Here is a 23122-nt window from a genome sequence, read left to right as displayed (position 1 = left end):
CCACAGCCACAGGCTGACGCCTCAGACCACCCTCCGTTCCGAGACCTGCCATGCCGGCCGAGGCCGCTCCCGTCCGCCGACTCGCACGCCGTTCCCTGCGCGTCCATGCCCTGCTGATCGGCGTGGTGGTGCTGGCCACCCTGCAGGCCGGGCTGCTGCTGTCCACCGGCACGCAGCTGTTCCAGGAAGAGCAGAACAAGATCCGCTACCACTTCCGCCGGCTGGACGGCACGCTGCAGGAACAGGAGCGATTCCTGCGCCAGTGGCGCCTGCATGATGTGGGTGCGCGCGGGCAGCCGGTACCGGTGACCGGCGGGCCGCCGATGCCGGGTCCGCTGTTCGCCGACTTCGCCTTGGTTGGCCAGCAGGCCGAGTACCTGGCACCGCCCGCCGAGCTGGGGGATCGTTTCCTGCGCTTCTACGGGACGTTCTGGGCGGCGTCGCGCTATCCACCGCCACAGTGCCTGCTGGTCGATGGCCAGGGCCAGCGTGGTCTGCTGGCGCCGATCCAGGGCGCCGCCGGCGAGGCCGGGCAGAGCAGCCCGCATCACCTGCAGCCCGCGTTGGCCAGCATCCACCAGGTGCTGCGCGAGCGCCCGACGTTGCGAAGTGGCGGGATCATCTGGACACCCGTCCCGTGGCGCGACGACAAAACCCGGCTACTGGCCGTGGCCCATGCTCCGCAGGATGCTCGGCTGTGGGGCGAGCCCAGCGACGATTCTCTGGCGGCGCTGGCCTGCCTGCTCGATCCGGCGCGTGTGAATGACTACCAGCAGGTGCTGGGAACGCCGGTGTTCAACAGCCTCTCGTTGTTCGACGGCAACCAGCGCCTGCTGCTGGGCGATGCCGCCGATGCCAGCACCGCGGGAACCTCATGGAAGGCGGGGCTGGATGGTCTGGTGTTCCGCATGCGCAGCGAACGGGGCTGGCTGGCGGTGTACCACGTGGGCTGGCAGCAGGTCTTCCAGCATCCGCGCGGGCCGCTGCTGGGTAGCATGGTGGTGGCCCTGCTGCTGGCCTTGGGCGGCAGCCTGGCGCTGCGCACCTACCGGCGTTCGGTGATCGAGCCGCTTCGCAGCAACCAGGCACGCCTGCTGGAAAGCGAGGCCTTCAGCCGCGCCGTGCTGGACAATGCGCCGATCGGGCTGTGCCTGCTGCACCGTGGCGATGGCCGCGTACTGCTGGACAACGAGCTGGCCCGGCGTTGGCTGGGCGACGACCACGACCAGGGCGGCTGGCAGGGCCCGTGGCGGCGCGGCATGCTGGCCGCCGGTGGCACCACGCTGGGCGACGGTCTGGCTTACACCACCCCGGATGACCGCCATCTGCTGATTACCGCCGCGCCTGCGCGCTACCGCGGTGAGCCGGCGGTACTGTGCCTGTTCATCGACCTCAGCAGCCAGCACGAAGCCGAGCAGGTGCTGCAGCAGGCGCGCCGCGCTGCCGACCAGGCCAACCGGGCCAAGAGTCAGTTCATGGCCACCATGAGCCACGAAATCCGCACGCCGCTGTACGGCGTGCTGGGTACTCTTGAACTTCTGGGGCTGACCCCGCTGGACGCGCGCCAGCAGGACTATCTGGCCACCATCCAGCGGTCCTCGTCGACGTTGATGCAGTTGATCAGCGACATCCTCGATGTCAGCAAGGCCGAAGCCGGTCAGCTGGGCCTGGAACCGGGTGCGTTCGATCCGGCGCGGCTGACCGAAGACGCACTCGATTCCTACGCCGCGGCGGCGGCGAACAAGGGCCTGCAGTTCTACGCCTGCATCGACGCCGATGTACCGGCCACGGTCCGCGGTGATGCCGCGCGCATCCGCCAGATCCTCAACAACCTGATCAGCAATGCGCTGAAATTCACCGACAGCGGCCGTGTGGTGGTGCGCCTGGGCGTGACCGCGCACGGCGACGGCGGTACTCTGCAATGGCAGGTGGCCGATACCGGCATCGGCATCGCCAGCGAGCATCAGGCGCATCTATTCGAGCCCTTCTTCCAGGCCAACCCCGGCACCGATGCCATGCGTGGCACCGGCCTGGGCCTGGCCATCTGCGCGCACTTGGTGGCGCTGATGCACGGCCAGCTGCGCATGGTCAGCGAGAGCGGGCTGGGCAGCAGTTTCAGCGTAGAACTGCCACTGCCGGCCACGCACGCCGACCCACTGCAGTCGGCCCCGCCGCAGCTGCCGGCAGGCCTGCCAGTGCAGGTACGGGGCGGCATCCGCGAACTGGTGCAGTCGGTGTGCGAACGCCTGCAGCAACGCGGCGCACAGGCCAGCGCGTTTCGCGAGGATGCCGTGTGGGCGCCCGGAACCACGCCTCTGCTGCTGGACCTGGTGCTGGATGACACGGTGCCCGCCTGGGACGGCATGCACGTGGTGGCCTGTCGCGATGGCGGCGTGCAGCCGCAATGGGTGGAGGGCTGTTGGCAGGTGGGCCTGCACCGCCTGGATGCGATCGTGCTGGCGCTGGCCAGCGCAGCCGGGCGCCCGCTGCCGGCCGACGCAGGCGGGCGCCTGCCGGTACCCCGCCGCTTCGGCCTGCAGGTGCTGGTGGCCGAAGACAATCCGATCAACCAGGCGATTCTGCGCGACCAGCTGGAGCAGCTGGGCTGCCACGCAGTGGTCGCCAGCGATGGCAACGAAGCGCTGGGCTATTGGCAGCAGGGCGCCTTCGCGCTGGTGCTGACCGATCTGAACATGCCCGGCCTGGATGGCTATGGCCTGGCCCGGGCGCTGCGCGAACGCGGCGTGGGCGTGCCCATCCACGGCGCGACCGCCAATGCCGATCCGGCCGAACGCGAGCGCTGCCGCGAAGCCGGCATGCAGGGCGTGCTGGTCAAGCCGATCAGCCTGGAAGCCCTGCAGCGCCTGCTGGCCTCGCTGGCCGACGGAACACCAGCCACGGCGGGTAACACCTCGCCGATGCCGCAGGTGGATGCAGGTGTCGCCGCGGATGCACCGCTGCAGGTGCCGGAAAAGATGCAGGCGTTGTTCGTGCAGACCATGCAGGCCGACATGGACAGCCTGCGCGAAGCGATGGGCCAGTCGCAGCCTGCGCGCGTTGCGCAGATGCTCCACCGGATCCGTGGAGCGCTGGTGATCGTGGGCGCACCGGATCTGGTCGACACCGGCCTGCAGCTGGAACAGCGCATCGCCGAGGGCGATAGCCTTTCCACACTCGCTGAGCCGGTGCAGCGTTTCCAGCAGCGCCTGCAGGCCCTGTTGCGCCCCTTGGCCCCCCCGCCCTCTCCTCCTTCTTCCCGCGACACGACCCCACCATGACCACACGTATCCTCATCGCCGACGACCACCCGATCGTGCTTGCCGGCATTCGCGAGGTGCTGGCCGGCGAACTCGACCTGGACGTTGTGGGCGAAGCCGCGGACCCGGCCACCCTGGTCGAGCTGATGCGCCTTACCCAGCCGCAGGCGGTGATCACCGACTACAGCATGCCCGGCGACGAGCGCTTCGGCGACGGCATCAAGCTGATCTCCTACCTGCGCCGCAGCTTCCCCGACGCGCGCCTGCTGGTGCTGACGATGGTGTCCAATCCTTCGCTGGTGGCGGCCATGTATGCCGCCGGGGCCAGTGGCGTAGTGCTGAAGAGCCACGGCCTGGGCAGCCTGGTCCAGGCGCTGCGCACGGTGCTGGCCGATCGCATCTACCGGCCACCGGGCCTGCTGCCGGTGGCATTGGCTGAACCGGCCGACGCCGATGCGGTGCGTGCGCGGCTGTCGCCGCGCGAACTGGAAGTCATCCGCCTGTTTACCGGCGGCATGAGCGTGGGCGATATCGCCCGGCAGCTGCAGCGCAGCGCCAAGACGGTCAGCACGCAGAAGATCAACGCAATGCGCAAGCTGGGCGTGGACAGCGACCAGGCCCTGATCGAGTACTGCCTGCAGGCCTCGCTGTTCGCCTGAACGGCAGCGTGCCGGGCACCTGCCCGCGTGTGCTTTAGGAAGCGTCTGATTCCATCGGCCCGGATTGATTTCTAGGCTGGTGACATCCCGCCACGGTGTGCCTGACAACACTGGACAGGCACCCGGTGGGACGGAAGCCCCGGCGGCGCGACAGCGGCCATGGAGCGGGTTTCCGCAGCGACGCGGCCCTGCCGCGCCAGACCGCGCAGCCGTGCTGCGCCCTGCCACAGGAAGTCCACCATCATGAACGTCTTCTCCTCACGGCCCCGCCGTGCGCCTGCGCGCGCGCGTGCTGGCCGCGCCCCCCTTATCCCCAGCCTGCTGGCGACCGCACTGTGCGCGGCGCTACCCGTGCAGGCGGCCGACCTCGCTCCGATCACCGTAGAAGGCGGAAGCGAACAGACCATCGACGCCGGCAACCGCGTCGTGAACAGCGGCATCCAGTTTGCGGTGACTGCAAAGGACGCCAGTACCCGGCTCACCCTCAATGGCGCACCGATCCTGGTGACCGGATCGGGCAGCGCGGTGCGCGCACTGGCCGGTGCTTCGGTCGCCTTGAACGATCTGACCATCGACTTGGGCAGTGGGTCCGCCTATGCCCTGCTCGCCGATGCGGCCGGCAGCATCATCGAAACGAGCAACGTGGATATCGGCAGTGCCGGTTCTGCCGGCGGACGCGGTCCGCTGGTCGCGCAGAATGGCGGCCAGATCCTGTTCCGCGGTGGCTCACTGAACTCCACTGCCGGCGTGGCGCTGGCCACCGCCACCGGCACCGACAGCGCGATCCGCTTTGACGGAAGCACGATCCAGGGCGCACGCGGCGCACGCCTGATAGCCACCAGTGGCGGCCTGCTGTCGGTTTCCAACAGCCGTATCGAGATTGCGCCTGGCGGCACGCTGGCCGGTGTCAGTGCCAGCGGCAGCGGCAGCCGCGCCGAACTGCACAACACGCAGCTGCACGGTGGATTGTTCGACATCGGCGGCGGTGCCAGCCTGCTGCTGGACAACGTCGAGGCCGATGCCATCGGCGGCAACATCCGGGTGATGGGCAACAGCAACACCGGCGTCTACTCCAGCGTGGACATCGTCGGTGGCCGCTTCAGCACCGTGGGCGGCTACGGCGCCAACATCAACAACTGGGGCCGCCTGACCGCAAGCGATGCCAGTTTCGACGTGCGCGACGGCTTCTCCGGATTCTGGCTGTCCAGCGACGAATCGCGCCTGTACCTGACCGACAGCACGGTGGACACCTGGACCAGCACCGACGGCCACGGTGTGGAAGTGTATGGCGGGCTGGCCAGCGTCCAGGGCGGAACGATCACCACCCATGGCGATACCGTCTACGGGCTGCGCGTGACCGGCTCGACCGGTAGCACCAGCAGCCAGGGGCAATTGAAGGGAACCGCGCTGGAGATCGCCGGCAACGGCGGCGGTGGCGTATTCCTGGGCGGTTCGACAGCCGACGTCTCCCTGGATGACGTGACGATCCGCAGCGCTGGCGAGAACGTGTTCGGCATCGTGCACATGAACACCGCGCAGCTGGCGATGGCCGACAATGTGGACATCCGCATGACCGGCAGCAACAGCGGCGCCTATCGCTCTTACCTGACTGCGTTCGGCCCGTACTGGAACCGCGCGACCTTCAACAACGCGCACATCGAAACCGACAGCGGCGCCGCGTTCTGGCTGCAGGGCAGCAACCATGCGCTGACCGTCAACAACAGTGATGTGAACGCCGGTGCCGGCAGCGGGCGCCTGCTGCGGGTGAGCGACACGGTGTTCACCGATGGCAGCAGCGTGGCTACCAGCCGCATCGACTTCGTGGCCGATGCCAGTACCCTGGCCGGCGATGTGCTGGTCGACAGCGCCACCGCCGACGTGCACATGCTGTTGAACAACGGCACGCAGTTCAGCGGTGCGCTGCGTAGTGAATCCGGCTACCAGGTGGCGCAGCTGGGGCTCGATGCCGGCAGCCAGTGGAACGTGCGCGCCAGTTCCAGCCTGGGCACGCTCGAGCATGCCGGCCTCATCGCCTTCGATGCCCCTGATGCGTCGGGCTTCAAGACCGTCACCGTCACGGGCGACTACATCGGCAATGGTGGCCAGTGGCTGTTCAACCGTGCGCTGGGCGACGATGCCTCGCTGGGCGATGGCCTGGTGATCAAGGGCAACAGCAGCGGCACCGCCACGGTGAGCGTGCGCAACGCGGGCGGCGCCGGCGCGCTGACCAGCGAGGGCATCCGCCTGATCAGCGTGGACGGGCAGTCCGATGCGCAGTTCACCCTGCAGGGCCGCGCCGTGGCCGGCGCCTATGACTACTTCCTGTTCAAGGGTGGGGTCAGCACGCCGGACGACGGAAACTGGTACCTGCGTTCGCAGTACGCGGCGCCGGTGGATCCGCCGGTCGACCCAGTGGATCCGCCGACGCCGCCGGTGGACCCGACGACGCCGCCGGTCAACCCGCCGATCGATCCGGTGGACCCGCCGTTGCCGCCGCAGCCGCCGAAGGCGGAGCGCCCGGAACCGGCGGTCTACCAGGCCAACCGCAGCAGCGCACTGGGCATGTTCCGCCATGGCCTGTACGACCGTGCCGGCGACCCGGCCGCGCAGGCGGGCCACACCGGCGAAGCGGTTGCGTGGCTGCACGTGCGCAGCAACCAGCCTGACAGCCACGACAGCCGCCGCCAGGTGCAGGTCGACGGCTCGATGGACAGCGTGCTGCTTGGCGTAGGCCGCCGCTTCGCTGTGCATGGCGAGGGCGAACTGCAGGTGGGCGCGATGCTGGGCCATGGCCGGGCACGCAACGACAGCCGTTCCACGCTGACCGGCTACACCGCCCATGGCGTGGTTGAGGGCAGCAGCGTGGGCGCGTATGCCACTTGGCTGCAGGACGCGGCCATGCAACGGGGCCTGTATGTGGATGGCTGGCTGCAGTACGGCCGCTTCCGCAACAGCGTGCAGGGCGAAGGGCTGCAGAAGGAGCGCTACGATGCGCACAGCTGGACCGCGTCGGCCGAAACCGGCTACACCCTGCCGTTGCACTACACCACGCAACGCGGCATCTACCTGCAACCGCAGCTGCAGGTCATCCATGGCCACTACGACGCCGACCGCGTGGTGGAAGCCAATGGCACCCTGGTGGAGGATCGCGGGGGCGGCGAGACCACGACCCGTGTCGGCCTGCGCCTGTACAGCCGCGCGCTTGCACCAAGCCAGGGCCAGGTGCATCCCTTCGTGGCGGTGAACTGGTGGACCGGCGGCAACGACGCGGCCATTGCCATGGATGGCGAGCTGGTGCAGCGGCAATTGCCGCGCGATATCTACGAAGCCAAGGCCGGTGTACAGCTGGACCTGACGGGTGGCTGGCGCGGGTGGGGCGAGATCAGTCGGCAGAGCGGAGGCAGGGGCTTCCGCGATATCGGCGGACAGTTGGGTGTGTCCTACCACTGGTGATGCAAAGCGGGGCCCGGTCGGCAGGACCGGGCCCCTTGCGTCTGGGGCCACGTGTTTTCCACACCCCGCGTGGAAAGCGGTGGGGGTTTGGTGTGGATAAGCCGCAGGGAGCCATGCAGCACAGGCGTTTCAGCGACTGGTGATTTTTTGTCCAGGCGTGCGGCCGCGGGCGTTTGGGTTTTCCACATGGAACGTGGAAAGCGATGGGGGTTTGGTGTGGACAAGTCATCGGAAGCGCCGTACGGCAGGCGTTTCCAGACGTGGTGACATTTTGTCCATTGCGTGTGGTCGCGCTGATCCAGCATCTGGCGCATGCCCGGCGCTGGTGTGCGTCAGCCGAGCGTGGGCTCGGCCCCACAGGGCGTGCCGGGTTTTCCACATCCCACGTGCAGATCGGTGGGGGTTTGGTGTGGACAAGTGGCCATGAGCCACGCCCCGCAGGCGTTTCAGCGCGTGGCGTTTTTTTGTCCAGCCGCGCGCCAACGCAGCGTCGGCAGCAGCAGCGCCAGCAGCGCTACACCCAGCAGGCACGACACCGCGATATGAAAGTCGGTTCCACCAACGACCATGTGCCGGGCCGCGATCGTGCCTTCGATGCCCATCGCGCGCATCCGTCCCCAGCCCCGCAGCACTTCCAGTGCCGAGCGCAGTCCGCTGTAGAGCAACGGCAGCGCGACGATCAGCAGCGCTGCGCGCACCACCCACACGCCCACGCCGCGCAGCCGCCCGCCGGCGGCACGCCCGACGGGCGCGGTAGCCACCCCGGCACAGGCAACGGTAGCGGATGTGGCTCCCCAGGCTGCTGCTACGGCGATCATTAGCATCAGACCGGTCGGCCCCGACAACGTGGTGGTCAGTCGCTGCAAAACGAAGGCCAGGCCGCCACGCCACGACGGCGTATCGTCCAGCAACATATGCACGGCGGCCTGCACATGTTCGCGGTCCTGCAGCGAGAACGCGCTGGCCACCGCGCCCAGCGCGATGACGGCGCACACCGCGACCGCCAGCAGCAGGAGCAGGCCCAGCAGCCCCCGCGCCATGCCGCCGGTACGCGGCAGATCGGATTGCGGAGTTCTCATGGTCGCACCTTCTCTGGTCGCTCGATCCGCCCCGCAGCATGCTGCGCGGGGCCCGGAAACAGCAAGGCCCCGCATTGCGGGGCCCTGGTGAACATCACAACGCGCGGTCGATCAGACGTTGAAGCGGAAGTGCAGCACGTCGCCTTCCTGCACGCGGTATTCCTTGCCTTCCAGGCGCAGGCGACCGGCTTCCTTGGCGCCAGCTTCGCCCTTGTACTTGATGAAGTCGTCATACGCGATGGTTTCGGCGCGGATGAAGCCCTTCTCGAAGTCGGTGTGGATGACCGCGGCGGCCTGCGGGGCGGTGGCGCCCTTGCGCACGGTCCACGCACGGACTTCCTTCACGCCTGCGGTGAAGTAGGTCTGCAGGCCCAGCAGGCTGTAGGCCGCGTTGATCACGCGGTTCAGGCCCGGCTCGCTCAGGCCGAGATCGGCCAGGAAGGTATCGCGGTCTTCGTCGTCGAGCTGGGACAGCTCTTCTTCGATCGCCGCCGACACCGGCACCACCTGCGCGCCTTCGGCGGCGGCGTGGGCGCGCACGGCATCCAGGTGCGGGTTGTTCTCGAAACCGTCTTCCAGCACGTTGGCGATGTACATCACCGGCTTGAGGGTCAGCAGGAACAGGTCACGGACCAGCGCCTTCTCTTCCTCGTCCAGGCCGACCGAACGACCGGACTTGCCGTCGGCCAGGGCGGCCTGCAGCTTGGCCAGCACCGGCTTGCGCGCGGCCGCTTCCTTGTCGCCACCCTTGGCGGCGCGCTCGGCGCGGTTCAGTGCCTTCTCGACGCTGTCCAGGTCGGCCAGCGCCAGTTCGGTATCGATGGTTTCGATGTCCGAGATCGGGTCGACCTTGTTGTTGACGTGGATGACGTCGGCATTCTCGAAGCAGCGCACCACGTGGGTGATCGCATCGACTTCGCGGATGTGGGCCAGGAACTTGTTGCCCAGGCCTTCACCGCTGGCCGCACCGGCGACCAGGCCGGCGATGTCAACGAATTCCACGGCGGTCGGAATGACCTTCTGCGGATTGATGATGCCGGCCAGTTCGCCCAGGCGCGGGTCCGGCACCGGCACGATGCCGACGTTCGGTTCGATGGTGCAGAACGGGAAGTTCGCCGCGGCGATGCCCGCCTTGGTCAGCGCGTTGAACAGGGTCGACTTGCCGACGTTGGGCAGGCCGACGATGCCGCATTTGATACCCATGGGTTGAAATCCGGGTTTGAGTGTAAGTGGATGATTCGGGATTCAAGGCTCGCCTGCGGGCATGCCCTCAATCCCCAATCGCCCGTTCCATCTTCCGCGTCAGAACGCGGCGTAAAGCTTGTGCTTCTCAGCGTAGGCCTGCAACACGGCCGAAAGCCCTAGCGTCTGCTCGGTCTCGCAGAAGCGCTGGCTCAAGCGGTCCAGCAGAACTTCGACGCCGTCCGGCAATTCAGCATGCTGACCATACATTCTTTCCCAGCGAGCACCCTCATCCTTGGGCACCGCTTCATCACCGAACACGGCCACCTTGGCTTCTCTCAGCACGTCGCCCAGTTCGACGAGCCCCACTTCTTCAAGGCCAGCAAGCGTCTCTTCGTAGTAGCCGCCTGAAGAACTATCGAAGTACGTTCCGATCCCACCGCGCCACACTTCGCCACTGACCACCGAAATCATGTAGTACCGCCGATCGGCTATCGAGAGCCCTTCCACTCCACTCTCTGTCTTGTGAACCTGATGCACAAGCCAGCGCCAGTAGCGTCCTTCCGGAGAATCTTCAAAGCGCTCCTGCGCTTCGCGCATCTCCCGGTTTCGCACCCTGGCCTGTTCCATGCTTTGCCGCGTTCCATTCCGGCACGGCATGCAGAGCCCATCGTTCCGGGCGGCCGTCGCCAGCAGGATCATGGCACCACACGCAGTGCAGGGAGTCCGCGGGTCGGTCATGGTCAGCGCGGGGTGTGCAGCCGCTTCATCGCTTCGTTGAAATCGCCTTGTACGGCCAGCGGCAGCACGTCGATGGCATCGTCGATGGCGCGCGCGATCAGCACGTCGTCGTCCTTGGACGGGCGACCCAGCACCCAACCCACCACGCGATCCTTGTGGCCGGGGTGGCCGATGCCCACGCGCAGGCGGTGGAACTTGCCGTGGCCGAGCAGGCGCATGGTGTCGCGCAGGCCGTTCTGGCCGCCGTGGCCGCCGTCGAACTTCAGCCGTACCGCACCGGGCGGCAGGTCCAGCTCGTCGTGGGCCAGCAGGGTTTCTTCCGGTTCGATCTTCCAGAACCGCTGTGCGGCGGTCACCGACTTGCCGCTGAGGTTCATGAAGGTGGCCGGCTTCAGCAGCCAGACGGTCTGCCCGGCGATCTCGACCTTGGCGGTCTCGCCGAACAGCTTGCTGTCCACATTCCAGCGCGCACCGGCTTTTTCAGCCAAGGCCTCAACGAAATGAAACCCGGCATTGTGCCGGGTCCGGGCGTGTTCCGATCCGGGGTTGCCCAGACCGACGATCAGTCGCAATCCTGCCATGGTTCCTTCCAGCACGGTGCCTGCCCGAAGGCAGGCACCGCGACGGTATTACTCGGCGGCAGCCGCTTCTTCGTCGGCCGCGTCGACCTTGCCGGCCTTGGCGGTGACGATGGCGTCGTCGTGGTCCTTGCCCAGCGCCAGGGCCGGGATTTCCACGCCCTTCGGCAGCTTGATGTTGGACAGGTACACCACGTCACCGGCGTTCAGGCCGCCCAGGTCGACTTCGATCGACTCCGGCAGGTCCTTCGGCAGGCAGGTGATGGTCACTTCCTTCAGTTCGTGGGTGACCACGACGTCGGCAGCCTTGCCAGCCGGCGAGGTGTCTTCGTTGATGAAGTGCAGCGGGACCGAAGCGGTCAGGGCTTCGTTCTCGTTCACGCGCTGGAAGTCCAGGTGCATGATCAGCTGCTTGTACGGGTGGCGCTGCATGTCACGCAGCAGGACCTTCTGCACCTGGCCGTCCAGGTTCAGGTCCAGGATGGAGGCATAGAACCACTCGTTCTGCTGGGCCAGCCAGATTTCGTTGTGGTCCAGGCTGATGGCGACCGGCTCGGCGTTGCCGCCGTACACGATGGCCGGGATCACACCAGCGTGACGCAGGCGGCGGCTCGCACCCTTACGCTGCAGTTCACGCTTGGTGACCTTGATTTCATGGGTCTTCGACATTTTCGACTACTCAGGTTGTTGCCTTGCCGTGCGGCGAGGCGGTTTGAAGATGCTTCCGCGACCAGAAGCATCCGGGGCATGCCCCCGCCGTTGCCGGCAGGGGCGGATTCTCAATCGACGTACAGCGAGCTGACCGACTCACCGAAGGCGATGCGGCGCATCGTTTCGGCCAGCATTTCCGCCACGCTGAGCTGGCGGATCTTGCTGCACACGCGCGCGGCGTCCTTCAGCGGGATGGTGTCGGTCACCACCAGCTCGTCGAGCTGGGAATTGGTGATGTTGTCCACTGCCGGGCCCGACAGCACCGCGTGGGTGCAGTAGGCAGCAACCTTGAGCGCACCGCGCGCCTTGAGGGCAGCGGCAGCGGCGCACAGGGTGCCGGCGGTATCAACGATGTCATCGACCATGACGCAGGTCTTGCCTTCGACGTCACCGATGATGTTCATCACGGTGGAGACGTTGGCGCGCGGGCGGCGCTTGTCGATGATCGCCAGGTCGGCGTCATCCAGGCGCTTGGCCACCGCACGGGCGCGGACCACGCCGCCCACGTCCGGCGAAACAACGATCAGGTTCTCGGTGCCGTAGGCGCGCCAGATGTCGGCCAGCAGCAGCGGGGACGCATACACATTGTCCACCGGGATATCGAAGAAGCCCTGGATCTGGTCGGCGTGCAGGTCGACGGTCAGCACGCGATCAGCGCCAGCGGTGCTGAACATCTTCGCCGCCAGCTTGGCGGTGATCGGCACGCGCGAGGAGCGCATGCGGCGATCCTGGCGCGAGTAACCGAAGTACGGCACCACGGCGGTCACGCTGTTCACCGATGCGCGCTTGAGCGCGTCGATCAGCACCAGCAGTTCCATCAGGTTTTCCGCGCTCGGCGCGCTGGTCGGCTGGATCACGAAGACGTCCTGCTTGCGCACGTTCTCTTCGATTTCCACCTGCACTTCACCATCGGAGAAGTGCGAGACCAGTGCCTTGCCCGGGCGAACCCCCAGTTCCTTGCAGATGTTCTGCGCCAGACGTTTGTTGGCGTTGCCGGAAAATACCAGCAGGTTCGGGGACTCTTGCATCATGATTGTCTCGGGCGGGGACGAGTGGCGGGGATCCGGTAGCGGCAAGGACCGTTGGGCCCTTGCTGCTGACAACACCGCGGCTGTTTCCACGTCCCGCGCGGTCGATGCGCTGGAAGGCGCGGACACAGCCGCAATTGGCAGGGGCGGTAGGATTCGAACCTACGAATGCCAGGATCAAAACCTGGTGCCTTGGGCCTCTTGGCGACGCCCCTGCAGTGATGAATCAGTGTTGCTCGAGTGCTTCCAGCAGTGGCGAACGCATGACGCCCGCTGCCACCCTTGCCCGCAACTCCTTCGGCAATTTCGCTCGTCCCTGCTCTGCGGCAGCCTGCGAATCGAACTCGACGAAACAACCACTTCCGGACCCGGTCAAACGTGCCCGGCCTATGCGGCTCAACGCGGCAAGCACCGCCTCGACGGCAGGCTCGCGACGGCGCAGCACCGGCTCGAACACGTTTCCGACCAGAGCGCCGGAAGCGAAGTCCTCTATTTTCGCAACTGGGCTGTCGCGCGTCAAATCCGGGTCAGCAAACAGGGCCGGAGTCGGAACATGAACGCCCGGTTCGGCGATCACATACCAGGCCGCGGGCAGCGCGATCGGCTGCAGGCGCTCGCCCACCCCTTCGGCCCAGGCATTGCGCCCGCGCACGAACACCGGCACATCGGCCCCCAGCTGCAGGCCCAGCGCGGCCAGCGCATCTTCATCCAGGCCGGCCTGCCACAGCCGGTTCAGCACCACCAGTACGGTGGCTGCGTCGGACGAGCCACCGCCAAAGCCGCCACCCGCAGGCACATGCTTTTCGACGATGATATCCGCACCTTGGGCGACATTGGCCACTTTTTTGAGCAACCGCGCTGCGCGCACGGCCAGGTCCTGGTCTTCCGCCACGCCGGCCAGGCCGTCGCCTTCGCGGCGCACCTGACCGTCTTCACGCAGGCGCAGGCCGATGCGGTCGCCCCAGTCCAGCAGACGGAACACCGTCTGCAGTTCGTGGTAGCCGTCGGCACGGCGGCCGGTGATATGCAGGAACAGGTTCAGCTTGGCCGGGGCCGGCCACCAGGACCAGCCGTCGGCGTCAATCTGCGCAGTCATGGGGCGTCGGCGCCCCACTGGTCCACCAGCAGGCGTACCTTGGCGTCCTCGCGGCTGGCCTCGATGCGCCGCGGCAGGGCCGGGCGCCCGTCCTGCGCCGGGTACCAGTCCAGGTACTGGATCAGCCAGCCGGCCTGCTGCATGCGCCGCGGGCGGCCCTCGGCATCACGCTCCACGGCACTTTCGCCGCTGCCGCGCAGCACCAGGCCGCGGGTCCAGTCGGACAGTTCATTGACCGGGATGTCCCAGCCGGTGGCATCGAGCAGCAACAGGCGCGCGTCGTCGCCTGTGCGCGGGCCGTCACCCAGCCCTTCCAGCCGCGCCCCACCCTGCACTGCGTCGCCCTGCAGGGTCCAGCTCTGGCGGGTGACCGGCGCGCTCAGCTGCACGCGGTACTCGCTGCCCTGCTGCACCCAGTCGATGCGGCCGCTGCCGCCGTTCTTGCCCTTGCTGACCGCCACCCGCCCCTGGAAGGCGTAGTCCGGCTGCGCACGCAGCGCCTGCACGCGCGCCTCTTCGGTGCGCTCGGCGGCCGGCGAAACGGTGTAGACGACGTCCGGCGCCGGGGTCTTCTGGGTGCCGACGCTGGTGCAGGCACTGACCGCCAGGGTCACCGCCGCCAGCAGCAGCGGGCGGATCGAGGAAACACTCATGGATTGAATTTCTCGCGGGCGCGCAGCAGCGCGCGGTTCTCGGGGTCCAGCTTGGCCGCTTCATCGAAGAAGTGGCGGGCCTCGTCATGCTTGCCGAGCACCCACAGCACTTCGCCCACGTGGGCGGCGATTTCCGGGTCCTTGGCCAGGGTCCAGGCACGGCGCAGCTGCACCAGCGCCTCTTCGTTGCGTCCCAGCCGATAGAGCACCCAGCCGTAGCTGTCGACGATGGCCGCGTTGTCCGGTTCGGCCACGCGCGCGCGGTCGATCAGTTCCAACGCCTCCTGGTAGCGCCCGGTACGGTCGGCCAGGGTGTAGCCCAGTGCATTCAGCGCCGGCACGTTTTCCGGCTCGGTCACCAGGATCTTGCGCAGGTCGGCCTCGGCACGGGCGATATCGTCGCGGCGTTCCCAGGCCAGGGCGCGCGCGTACAGCAGCGCGTTTTCATCCGGATAGGCGGCCAGGCCACGCGCCAGTGCATCCAGTTCGCCGGGCAGATCGTCGGCGCGCTGGCGCAGTTCGGCTTCCAGCAGATAGGCATCACGGCGCACGTCATCGTCCACCGTCGCGTCGGACTGGATGGCATGCACTTCCTGCAGGGCCAGGTCCTGGCGACCGGCCAGGCCCTGCGCGTTGGCCGCACGCAGGCGCGCCTCGCTCAGTTCTTCACCGCCGGGCACGCTGTGGTACCAGTTCACCGCCTCGGCATAACGCTGCAGGTACTCGGCGATCTTGCCCAGCAGCAGGCGCTGCGCCGGATCGGGCTTGGCCGCCTGGCGCGACAGTTCGTTGTACAGATTGCCCAGCGCCGCCTTGTCGCCCTGCTTGGCCAGCAGCGATGCGCGCATGCCCCAGGTCTGCACGTCCTGCGGGCCGAATGCCAGCACGCGTTCGGCCGCGGCCGGCTGGCCCAGGCTGTCATAGGCAATGGCAACCGCGTTGCGCAGTTCGAGGTCCTGGCGGGTCTGCGGCTCCACGCCCTGCAGCAGCGTCAGCGCCTGCCCGGTCTGCCCGGCCTGCTGCAACTGGCTGGCGCGCAGCAGCGCCACCCGCGGTTCCTGCGGGAAGCGGCGCACCACTTCGTCGATCATGCGCTGCGCCAGCTCCGGCTTTTCCATGCGCAGGGCCAGCCGTCCGAACTCCTGCCAGGCCTCGATCCTGGCCGGAATGGCGTTGGCATCGACCAGTTCGCCCAGTACCTGCGCCGGTACCGCCGGATCGCGCCCGCCGCCGATCAGGGCGGCCAGGGCGAACTTCCAGCCCTGCTCGTCGCGGTCCTGCAGCAGTGCTTGCAGTTCGCTGCGGGCCGTCTTCACATTGCCCTGGCGCATGGCCAGGGCGGCCGCGGCGCTGCGCATCGGCAGGGAGGCCGGGGCACGCTGCTGCCACAGGGCCAGCGCCTTGGCGGCATTGGCATCCTCGTTGGCCAGCATGGCAATACGGGTGGCGCGCTCGGCCAGGCCGGCATCGCCGTCGGTCTGCTGGGCCGCCTGCAGGTACCAGCGCGCGGCCTCGGCCAGCTTGCCGGCCTGCAGGGCGAATTCGCCGGCGATCACCGGTTCCAGGGCCAGTGCTTCGGCGGCCGGGACCCGTGCGGGGGCCTTGGCCGGCGCTGCGGACACCGCCTGGGCACAGGCCAGGGACAGCAGCAGAACACTGGGGATGCGAATCAATGCGGGCATCGTCGGCATCGGGGCCTTAAAATGTCGTCCAATGGCCAGCAGCTTATCGCAAGCAACTGAACAATGACCCTGTGGGTGCTCGGACTGAATCACCAGACCGCACCGGTGGAACTGCGCGAACGCGCAGCCTTCGCCGGTGAGGCGCTGCCGCGCGCGCTCGGTTCACTGCGCGATACCCCGCAGATCGCCGAGGCGGTGCTGCTGTCCACCTGCAACCGCACTGAACTGTACGCGGTCGCCGATTCGGCGCAGGCGCTGGACCACTGGCTGCAGCAGCAGGCCGGCGATCTGCAGGGCTACCTGTACCAGCACGCCGACGCCGATGCCGTGCGCCATCTGTTCCGGGTCGCCACCGGGCTGGATTCCATGGTGCTGGGTGAACCGCAGATCCTGGGCCAGGTGAAGGACGCCTGGTCCACCGCCCGCGATCACGGCCTGCTGGGCCAGCGCCTGGACCGGTTGTTCCAGCAGACCTTCTCGGTGGCCAAGCGCGCCCGTACCGATACCCAGGTCGGCGCCAACCCGGTGTCGGTGGCCTCGGCGGCGGTACGCCTGGCGCAGAACGCATTCGCGCGCCTGGATGAATCCACCGTGCTGCTGGTCGGCGCTGGCGAAACCATCGAACTGGCCGCCCGCCACCTGAGCGAAGGCAAGGTGCGGCGCCTGCTGATCGCCAACCGCACCCTGGCCCACGCCCAGGAACTGGCCAGCCGCCACGGCGGCGTGGCCCTGCCGCTGACCGAACTGGAACGCCACCTGGCCGAGGCCGACGTGGTGTTCTCGGCCACCGCCGCGCGTGAGCCGGTGATCCACCGCGCTGCCGTGGCCAATGCCCTGCGCGCGCGCCGGCACAAGCCGATGCTGCTGTTCGATCTGGCCGTGCCACGCGACATCGAAGCCGATGTCGCCACGCTGAACGACGCCTTCCTGTACACGGTGGACGATCTCGAGCGTGCGGTGGAAGACAACCGCCGCGGGCGCCGCGAGGCCGCCGCCGAGGCCGAGGCGATCATCGACCTGCAGGTTTCGCGCTATGTGGAAACCCTGCAGGCCAGCGCCCACCAGGCGCCGCTGCGGCAGCTGCGCGCGTTCGGCGAAGCCACCCGCGCCGAGTTGCTGGAGCGTGCGCGCCAGCAGCTGGCCAACGGCAAGTCGGCCGACGAAGTCCTGGAACTGCTGGCCCATGGCCTGACCAACCGCCTGCTGCACCCGCCCACTGCGGCCCTGCGCGCGGCCGCACTCAGCGGCGATGCCGAACTGACCCGCGCCGCGCAGCGCCTGTTCCCGGCAACGCCGGGCTACCACCATCCCCCCGTGAGACCCGATGACGCCGACCCTGCGCCGTAAGCTGGAAGCGCTGGCCGAGCGCCGCGAAGAACTGGAACGCCTGCTCGCCGAACCCGACGTGGTCGCCGACAATGCCCGTTTCCGCGATCTTTCGCGCGAATTCGCCCAACTGGAACCGATCGCCACCGCGCTGGCCGAAGAGGCCCGCGCCAAGGCCGACCTGACGGCCGCTGAAGGGATGCGCGCCGACCCGGACCTGCGCGAGCTGGCCGACGAAGAGATCGCCGCTGCCCAGGCGCGCCTGCAGGAACTGGAGCAGGAACTGGCGCTGCTGCTGGTGCCGCGCGACCCGCGCGACGACGGCAACCTGTTCCTGGAAGTGCGCGCTGGTACCGGCGGCGACGAAGCGGCGATCTTCGCCGGCGACCTGTTCCGCATGTACGCCCGCTATGCCGAGCGCCAGGGCTGGAAAGTCGAGGTCGAATCGGACAGCCCCGGCGAACATGGCGGCTACAAGGAAGTGGTGGCCCGCGTGGTCGGCCGCGGCGCGTTCTCGCGCCTGAAGTTCGAATCGGGCACGCACCGCGTGCAGCGCGTGCCGGCCACCGAATCGCAGGGCCGCATCCACACCTCTGCGGCCACGGTGGCGATCATTCCCGAAGCGGACGAGGTGGATGAGATCGTCATCAATCCCGCCGACCTGAAGGTCGACACGTTCCGTTCGTCCGGTGCCGGCGGCCAGCACGTGAACAAGACCGAATCGGCCATCCGCATCACCCACGTGCCGACCGGCGTGGTGGTGGAATGCCAGACCGAGCGCAGCCAGCACGCCAACCGGGACAAGGCGATGAAGCGCCTGAAGGCGCAGCTGCTGGATGCCGAACGCCAGCGCCAGGACGCCGCGCAGGCCGAATCACGCCGCCTGCAGGTGGGCAGCGGCGATCGCAGCCAGCGCATCCGCACCTACAACTTCCCGCAGGGCCGGATCACCGACCATCGCGTGGAAGGGCTGACCCTGTACGACCTGCCCAATGTGCTGGCGGGCGATCTGGACCCGCTGCTGCAGCGCCTGAGCCACGAGCACCAGGTGGACGCGCTGGCCCAGCTTTCGGCGGGCTGAGCACGGTGTCGGCCTGGCAGCAACGGCAGCAACTGCAGCAGGCGCTGGCCCGCCAGCCGGGCGATTTCGTCGCCTGGGTGATGCTGGCCGACGTGGAACTGGAAGCGGGCGACATTGCCGCCGGTGAACGCGCCGCGCGGCGCGCACTGCAGCTGCGCCCCGACCACCCCGAAGCGCTGGCACGACTGGGCCGGGTGGCCTGGATGGCCGGCGCCCATGACGATGCAGCCACCCTGCTGCGCCAGGCATCCACGCTGGCGCCGCAGCATCCCGGCATTGCCCTGTGGCTGGGCCATGCGCTGGAAGATGCCAACGACGCCGAGGGCGCAGCCGCCGCCTACCGGCGCGCGCACACCCTGATGCCGGGTGAGCCGTATATCGCCGCCCAGCGCCTGGCCTGGCAGCGCCGCCTGTGCGATTGGCGCGATCTGGATGCGCTGGCCGCGCAGGTCCGCCGTGCGGTGGCCTCCGGCCAGGGCGTGGTTGAACCGTTTGCCTTCCTGAGCGAAGACGCCAGCGCAGCCGAACAGCTGACTTGCGCGCGCAGCCGGGCAACGGCCGTGGCCGCATCGGTACGGCCGCTGCCGCCGGCGCAGGTGCGCGCGCGCGGGCCGTTGCGGGTGGGTTTTCTGTCCAACGGCTTCGGCGCCCATCCGACCGGTCTGCTGACGGTGGCGCTGTTCGAGCAGCTGCGGGCCGACCCGGCACTGCAGCTGCATCTGTTTGCCTTGAACCGCGACGATGGCAGCCGCATCCGCCAGCGCCTGCAGGCGGCGACCACGCTGCACGACGTAGCGGGGTTGCGCCACGCCGACACCGCCGCACGCATCCGCGCGCAGGGCATCGACCTGCTGTTCGACCTGCGCGGCTGGGGCGGCGGTGGCGCGCCGGAAGTGCTGGCCATGCGCCCTGCCCCGCTGCAGTTGAACTGGCTGGCCTACCCCGGCACGTCCGGTGCAGCGTGGCTGGATGCCGTGGTGGCCGATGGCTTCGCCCTGCCCGCTGCGCTGGAACCGCATTACAGCGAACGCGTACTGCGCCTGCCGCGTGCGTTCCAGCCGTCGGACAACACCCGCATTGTGGAAGCGGCGCCCAGCCGCGCCGACTGCGGCCTGCCCGCACAGGGCGTGGTGTTCTGCTGCTTCAACAACAGTTACAAGCTCAACCCGCGCAGCATGGCGCGCGCCTTCGCCGTGCTGCAGGCGGTACCGGGCAGCGTGCTGTGGCTGCTGTCCGGGCCGGGCAAGGCCGATGCACGCCTGCGCGATGCCGCGCAGGCCGCGGGCGTGGACCCGTCGCGGCTGGTGTTCATGGCCAAGCTCGCGCATCCCCAGTACCTGGCGCGCTACGCCCTGGCCGACCTTTTCCTGGACACCCATCCCTACAACGCGCACACCACTGCATCAGATGCGTTGTGGGCCGGTTGTCCGGTGCTGACCTGTCCGGGCGAGACCTTCGCCGCACGCGTGGCCGGCAGCCTGAACCATCACCTGGGCCTGGATGCGATGAACGTGGCTGACGATGCCGCCTTCGTGGCGACCGCCAGCGCGCTGGGCAACGACCCGGCGGCCCTGTCGGCGCTGCGCGCGCAGTTGGCGCAGGCACGCGAGCGCAGCGGCGTGTTCGACATGGCCGGGTTTGCGGTGGATCTGTCCGCGTTGCTGCAGGCGCTGGCGCGTGAGCACGGCTGGACAGGCGTGGCTGGGTAGAGTCGACCGTTGGTCGACCGCCCTTCGCAGGCGCCCAGGAACAGCGCGCGCTGCGCGCGATAGTCGACCAACGGTCGACTCTACCCCGGCCTCGACATCGGCTGGGCAAGCGCTGCGCTAGGCTCGGGGTTCCTTTCCGCGTGGTGCACCCATGGGCAAGCTGAAACGCAAGGATTACGACGCACTGCTGCAACCGCTGCAGCTGGAACTGACCGCCATGGCGCGCTGGGTACAGCACAGCGGGCAGCGCCTGCTGGTGCTGTTCGAGGGCCGCGATACCGCCGGCAAGGGGGGCGCGATCCAGGCGATCAGCCAGCACTTGAACCCCCGCCAGTGCCGGGTGGTGGCCCTGCCCAAGCCGACCGACCGCGAAGCCACCCAGTGGTATTTCCAGCGTTACGCCAGCCATCTTCCCGCCGCCGGCGAAATCGTGCTGATGGACCGCAGCTGGTACAACCGTGCCGGCGTGGAACGGGTGATGGGCTACTGCAGCGAAAGCGAGTACCAGCGCTTCCTGCGCCAGGCACCGGTGTTCGAGCAGTTGCTGGTGGATGAAGGCATCCTGCTGTTCAAGTACTGGCTGTGCGTGGACCAGGCCCAACAGGAAAAGCGCTTCGCCGAGCGGCACGTGGATCCGCTGAAGGGCTGGAAGCTGTCACCGGTGGATCTGAAATCGCGCAGCAAGTACAGCGCCTACACCGAGGCACGCGAGGCGATGCTGCGGGCGACGCACCGCGAGCAGGCGCCGTGGACCCTGGTGGATTTCAACGACCAGCGGCTGGGGCGGTTGACCCTGGTGCGCAACCTGCTGGACCGGCTGCCGGACACGCGGGTGGATGCACCGCTGCCGGAACTGCCAGCGCTGAAGGGCAAGCTGCACCGCGAGCACTATGACGTGCTGAAGCCGATCGAGGCGTTCCCGGTCGAGGCGCGGTAGATCCACGCCATGCGTGGATGATCCGGGAAGGGGTCGGAGCCCGGTGCGTGGCAACGGGATCCGACCCCGCCGTGTTTTCAGTCGACCAACGGTCGACTCTACCGGGCCGCGGCGATCTGCTGTTCGATGTCGCCGGCGGTGACCGGGCCCAGGAAGGTGTGCGCGAGCTTGCCATCGGGGGCGATCAGGTGGGTGAGCGGCAGCCCGCGCGGAATGGCGAAATCGGCCGGCGGGTCGAAGGGATCGACCACCACGATCGGATAGGTCACCGGATGCTTGCCCAGGAACGCCTGCATCTCCGGCACTTCGATCTCCTCGTACGCCAGGCCAACGACTTCAATGTTGTTGCGCATGGCGTGCAGCGCCGACAGCTCCGGCATTTCCTTGCGGCACGGCGCGCACCAGGTCGCCCAGAAATTCACCACCACCCACTTGCCACGGTGCGCGGCCAGGTCGTAGTCACTGCCGTCCACCGCCTTCATCTTCAGGGTGGGAAATTCGGCCGTGGTGCGCTCGGCCGGGCTCTCTTCAACCGGTGCCGGTGCGGCCGGCGTGGGCGCCTGCGCCGGCGGCGCGCTGCTGGAGGGCGCCGGTTCCTGTGCCGGCTTGCAGGCCGCCAGGGCCAGCAGCAGGGCCAGCAGCAACGGGGTCTTGTGCATCATGGGGTGTCTCCGGGAGCGGAATAGATATCGCTGACGCGCCGCTTCAGGCGCTCGCGCAGCGGCAGGCGAAGTTCGTCCAGCGCCGCCAGCGCGGCCTGGCCCAGGCTGTCGTCGCGGTAAGGCAGGTGCTGCTCGGCCACCGGAATGCGCAGCTGGGTGCATTCGTACAGATCGGCCAGGCTGACCTGGTCCAGGTCACGCGCAAGCAGCCATTCGCCACGTTCATCGCGGCGCAGCAGGCCAATGTCCTGCAGGTTGCAGACCAGGTCCTGCAGCAGCGAGTCGGTCAGCATCGGCTCCATGCGCAGGATCTCGTCGTCATCCAGCCCCTTGCCGGCCGCGCGCGCGTAGTGGAATCGCCCGAGCAGGCGCAGCAGGCCATAGAACTCGTAGCCCTGCGGCAGGCGCAGTTCCACCGGCTGGTAGCGGAAGGCGGCCATGGACGAGGCCAGCGACGCGCCCAGCAGCACGGCCACCCAGCACAAGTAGATCCACAGCAGCAGGATCGGCACGAAGGCCACGGTGCCGTACAGCTTCTGGTAGGACTGGAAACTGCCCAGGTAGGCACCGATGCCCCACTTCACCAGTTCCAGCATCACCGCGGCCAGCACGGCGCCGGGAATCGCATGGCGCCACTTCACCGTGTGGTGCGGCACCACGCGGTAGACCAGCATGATGCAGATGAATTCGATCAGCACCGGCGCCAGCCGCAGGCCCAGGTCGGCCAGCCAGCGCCCTTCCTGGGTGCCGAACAGCGGCAGCGCCAGCACCCGCGCCGACACCGCCAGCGACGCTGCCGCGAGCATCGCGCCCAGGGTCAGCACGGTCCAGTACACCAGGAAGCGGGTGAGCTTGGGCCGGGTCGAGCCGACCCGCCAGATCTGGTTGAAGGTCTCTTCCACGCTGTTGAGCGTGATCAGCAGCGACACCACCAGGGCAATGAAGCCGGCCGCGGTGAGCTGGCCGGCACTGGCCGAGAACTGCCGCAGATAGCCTTCGGCCGCACGCGCGGCGCTGGGCACGAAGTTGGAAAACACGTAGTCGCTGAGCTGGTCGCTCCAGCGGTCGAAGACCGGGAAGGCCGACAGCACGCCGAACACCACAATCGCCAGCGGCACCAGCGCGAACACGGTGGTGTAGGCCAGCGCGGCGGCGGCCTGGAACAGACGGTCGTCGAGAAAGCGCCGCCACAGGAAGCGGCCGAAGCTGGCGGTCCGTGCGCGATCCCGCGCGCGCTCCATCCACAGGTTGAGCGTATCCAGAGGTTCCATCGGCGCAAGGGTACCCG

General features: G+C 68.2%; 18 protein-coding genes and 1 tRNA gene. 7 read left to right on the top strand and 12 right to left on the bottom strand.

Going from position 1 to position 23122, the window contains the following annotated elements; genetic code table 11:
• Positions 1 to 50 precede the first annotated feature (50 nt).
• The 3 genes from C1922_RS04185 to C1922_RS04175 all read left to right on the top strand — a co-directional run bounded on the left by C1922_RS04185 (position 51) and on the right by C1922_RS04175 (position 7369).
• Positions 51 to 3278: an ATP-binding protein gene (locus C1922_RS04185; protein WP_108748641.1), complete on the top strand. Its 3228-nt coding sequence runs from the start codon at positions 51 to 53 to the stop codon at positions 3276 to 3278.
• Positions 3275 to 3916: a response regulator transcription factor gene (locus C1922_RS04180; RefSeq protein WP_108748640.1), complete on the top strand. Its 642-nt coding sequence runs from the start codon at positions 3275 to 3277 to the stop codon at positions 3914 to 3916. Before C1922_RS04185 ends, C1922_RS04180 begins: the two co-directional genes overlap by 4 nt.
• A 243-nt stretch (positions 3917 to 4159) precedes the next feature.
• On the top strand, positions 4160 to 7369 hold the full coding sequence (locus tag C1922_RS04175) for an autotransporter outer membrane beta-barrel domain-containing protein (protein ID WP_108748639.1): 3210 nt from the start codon (positions 4160 to 4162) through the stop codon (positions 7367 to 7369).
• Between the two features lie 446 nt (positions 7370 to 7815).
• Here the strand turns inward: C1922_RS04175 and C1922_RS04170 are convergent, their stop codons facing one another.
• The 10 genes from C1922_RS04170 to C1922_RS04125 form a co-directional block, all read right to left on the bottom strand.
• On the bottom strand, positions 7816 to 8409 hold the full coding sequence (locus C1922_RS04170) for a hypothetical protein (protein ID WP_108748638.1): 594 nt from the start codon (positions 8407 to 8409) through the stop codon (positions 7816 to 7818).
• Positions 8410 to 8559: 150 nt separating this feature from the next.
• Positions 8560 to 9651: a redox-regulated ATPase YchF gene (gene ychF / locus C1922_RS04165; protein ID WP_108748637.1), complete on the bottom strand. Its 1092-nt coding sequence runs from the start codon at positions 9649 to 9651 to the stop codon at positions 8560 to 8562.
• 99 nt (positions 9652 to 9750) lie between these two features.
• Positions 9751 to 10332, bottom strand: coding sequence for a DUF4375 domain-containing protein (locus C1922_RS04160; protein WP_159091858.1), 582 nt, complete (start codon positions 10330 to 10332; stop codon positions 9751 to 9753).
• Positions 10333 to 10373: 41 nt separating this feature from the next.
• Positions 10374 to 10952: an aminoacyl-tRNA hydrolase gene (pth, locus tag C1922_RS04155; protein WP_057501643.1), complete on the bottom strand. Its 579-nt coding sequence runs from the start codon at positions 10950 to 10952 to the stop codon at positions 10374 to 10376.
• A gap of 48 nt (positions 10953 to 11000) precedes the next feature.
• Positions 11001 to 11618, bottom strand: coding sequence for a 50S ribosomal protein L25/general stress protein Ctc (locus C1922_RS04150; RefSeq protein WP_108748635.1), 618 nt, complete (start codon positions 11616 to 11618; stop codon positions 11001 to 11003).
• Between the two features lie 110 nt (positions 11619 to 11728).
• Positions 11729 to 12688: a ribose-phosphate diphosphokinase gene (locus C1922_RS04145; protein WP_108751479.1), complete on the bottom strand. Its 960-nt coding sequence runs from the start codon at positions 12686 to 12688 to the stop codon at positions 11729 to 11731.
• 138 nt (positions 12689 to 12826) lie between these two features.
• Positions 12827 to 12903 (bottom strand) — tRNA-Gln (locus tag C1922_RS04140).
• 11 nt (positions 12904 to 12914) lie between these two features.
• On the bottom strand, positions 12915 to 13784 hold the full coding sequence (gene ispE, locus C1922_RS04135; protein ID WP_108748634.1) for a 4-(cytidine 5'-diphospho)-2-C-methyl-D-erythritol kinase: 870 nt from the start codon (positions 13782 to 13784) through the stop codon (positions 12915 to 12917).
• A complete protein-coding gene (lolB, locus tag C1922_RS04130; RefSeq protein ID WP_108748633.1) occupies positions 13781 to 14437 on the bottom strand; it encodes a lipoprotein insertase outer membrane protein LolB in 657 nt (218 codons plus the stop codon). Before lolB ends, ispE begins: the two co-directional genes overlap by 4 nt.
• Complete coding sequence (locus C1922_RS04125) at positions 14434 to 16119, bottom strand: tetratricopeptide repeat protein (RefSeq protein WP_199912224.1); 1686 nt, start codon at positions 16117 to 16119, stop codon at positions 14434 to 14436. The genes lolB and C1922_RS04125 overlap by 4 nt, the downstream gene beginning before the upstream one ends.
• A gap of 63 nt (positions 16120 to 16182) precedes the next feature.
• On the opposite strand from C1922_RS04125, the gene hemA reads away from it, so the two are divergent.
• From hemA to ppk2, 4 genes are all read left to right on the top strand, one after another.
• Positions 16183 to 17466: a glutamyl-tRNA reductase gene (gene hemA, locus C1922_RS04120; protein WP_108748631.1), complete on the top strand. Its 1284-nt coding sequence runs from the start codon at positions 16183 to 16185 to the stop codon at positions 17464 to 17466.
• Entirely contained in the window at positions 17444 to 18526 is a 1083-nt protein-coding gene (gene prfA, locus C1922_RS04115; RefSeq protein ID WP_108748630.1) for a peptide chain release factor 1, read from the top strand. Before hemA ends, prfA begins: the two co-directional genes overlap by 23 nt.
• A gap of 5 nt (positions 18527 to 18531) precedes the next feature.
• Positions 18532 to 20235: a tetratricopeptide repeat protein gene (locus C1922_RS04110; RefSeq protein WP_108748629.1), complete on the top strand. Its 1704-nt coding sequence runs from the start codon at positions 18532 to 18534 to the stop codon at positions 20233 to 20235.
• A gap of 151 nt (positions 20236 to 20386) precedes the next feature.
• On the top strand, positions 20387 to 21172 hold the full coding sequence (gene ppk2 / locus C1922_RS04105; RefSeq protein WP_108748628.1) for a polyphosphate kinase 2: 786 nt from the start codon (positions 20387 to 20389) through the stop codon (positions 21170 to 21172).
• Between the two features lie 98 nt (positions 21173 to 21270).
• Here the strand turns inward: ppk2 and C1922_RS04100 are convergent, their stop codons facing one another.
• Together C1922_RS04100 and C1922_RS04095 are read right to left on the bottom strand one after the other, a co-directional pair.
• Entirely contained in the window at positions 21271 to 21834 is a 564-nt protein-coding gene (locus tag C1922_RS04100) for a TlpA disulfide reductase family protein (RefSeq protein WP_108748627.1), read from the bottom strand.
• Entirely contained in the window at positions 21831 to 23105 is a 1275-nt protein-coding gene (locus C1922_RS04095) for a YihY family inner membrane protein (protein ID WP_108748626.1), read from the bottom strand. The genes C1922_RS04100 and C1922_RS04095 overlap by 4 nt, the downstream gene beginning before the upstream one ends.
• Positions 23106 to 23122: the final 17 nt, after the last annotated feature.

Origin of the sequence: Stenotrophomonas sp. ZAC14D2_NAIMI4_7 (genome assembly GCF_003086675.1) — a bacterium.
Classification (GTDB): domain Bacteria; phylum Pseudomonadota; class Gammaproteobacteria; order Xanthomonadales; family Xanthomonadaceae; genus Stenotrophomonas.
The sequence above is the reverse complement of the archived record's forward strand: the minus strand, read 5'-3'. Positions and strand labels throughout refer to the sequence as shown.

Excerpts from the sequence above, each read along its gene's own strand:
- C1922_RS04175 (WP_108748639.1), top strand. The coding sequence starts at position 4,160 with ATGAACGTCTTCTCCTCACGGCCCCGCCGTGCGCCTGCGCGCGCGCGT.
- C1922_RS04125 (WP_199912224.1), bottom strand. The coding sequence starts at position 16,119 with ATGCCCGCATTGATTCGCATCCCCAGTGTTCTGCTGCTGTCCCTGGCC.
- ychF (WP_108748637.1), bottom strand. The coding sequence starts at position 9,651 with ATGGGTATCAAATGCGGCATCGTCGGCCTGCCCAACGTCGGCAAGTCG.
- C1922_RS04180 (WP_108748640.1), top strand. The coding sequence starts at position 3,275 with ATGACCACACGTATCCTCATCGCCGACGACCACCCGATCGTGCTTGCC.
- C1922_RS04170 (WP_108748638.1), bottom strand. The coding sequence starts at position 8,409 with ATGGCGCGGGGGCTGCTGGGCCTGCTCCTGCTGCTGGCGGTCGCGGTG.
- C1922_RS04095 (WP_108748626.1), bottom strand. The coding sequence starts at position 23,105 with ATGGAACCTCTGGATACGCTCAACCTGTGGATGGAGCGCGCGCGGGAT.
- C1922_RS04150 (WP_108748635.1), bottom strand. The coding sequence starts at position 11,618 with ATGTCGAAGACCCATGAAATCAAGGTCACCAAGCGTGAACTGCAGCGT.
- hemA (WP_108748631.1), top strand. The coding sequence starts at position 16,183 with ATGACCCTGTGGGTGCTCGGACTGAATCACCAGACCGCACCGGTGGAA.
- prfA (WP_108748630.1), top strand. The coding sequence starts at position 17,444 with ATGACGCCGACCCTGCGCCGTAAGCTGGAAGCGCTGGCCGAGCGCCGC.
- C1922_RS04145 (WP_108751479.1), bottom strand. The coding sequence starts at position 12,688 with ATGCAAGAGTCCCCGAACCTGCTGGTATTTTCCGGCAACGCCAACAAA.
- pth (WP_057501643.1), bottom strand. The coding sequence starts at position 10,952 with ATGGCAGGATTGCGACTGATCGTCGGTCTGGGCAACCCCGGATCGGAA.
- C1922_RS04185 (WP_108748641.1), top strand. The coding sequence starts at position 51 with ATGCCGGCCGAGGCCGCTCCCGTCCGCCGACTCGCACGCCGTTCCCTG.
- C1922_RS04160 (WP_159091858.1), bottom strand. The coding sequence starts at position 10,332 with ATGATCCTGCTGGCGACGGCCGCCCGGAACGATGGGCTCTGCATGCCG.
- ispE (WP_108748634.1), bottom strand. The coding sequence starts at position 13,784 with ATGACTGCGCAGATTGACGCCGACGGCTGGTCCTGGTGGCCGGCCCCG.
- C1922_RS04100 (WP_108748627.1), bottom strand. The coding sequence starts at position 21,834 with ATGATGCACAAGACCCCGTTGCTGCTGGCCCTGCTGCTGGCCCTGGCG.
- ppk2 (WP_108748628.1), top strand. The coding sequence starts at position 20,387 with ATGGGCAAGCTGAAACGCAAGGATTACGACGCACTGCTGCAACCGCTG.
- lolB (WP_108748633.1), bottom strand. The coding sequence starts at position 14,437 with ATGAGTGTTTCCTCGATCCGCCCGCTGCTGCTGGCGGCGGTGACCCTG.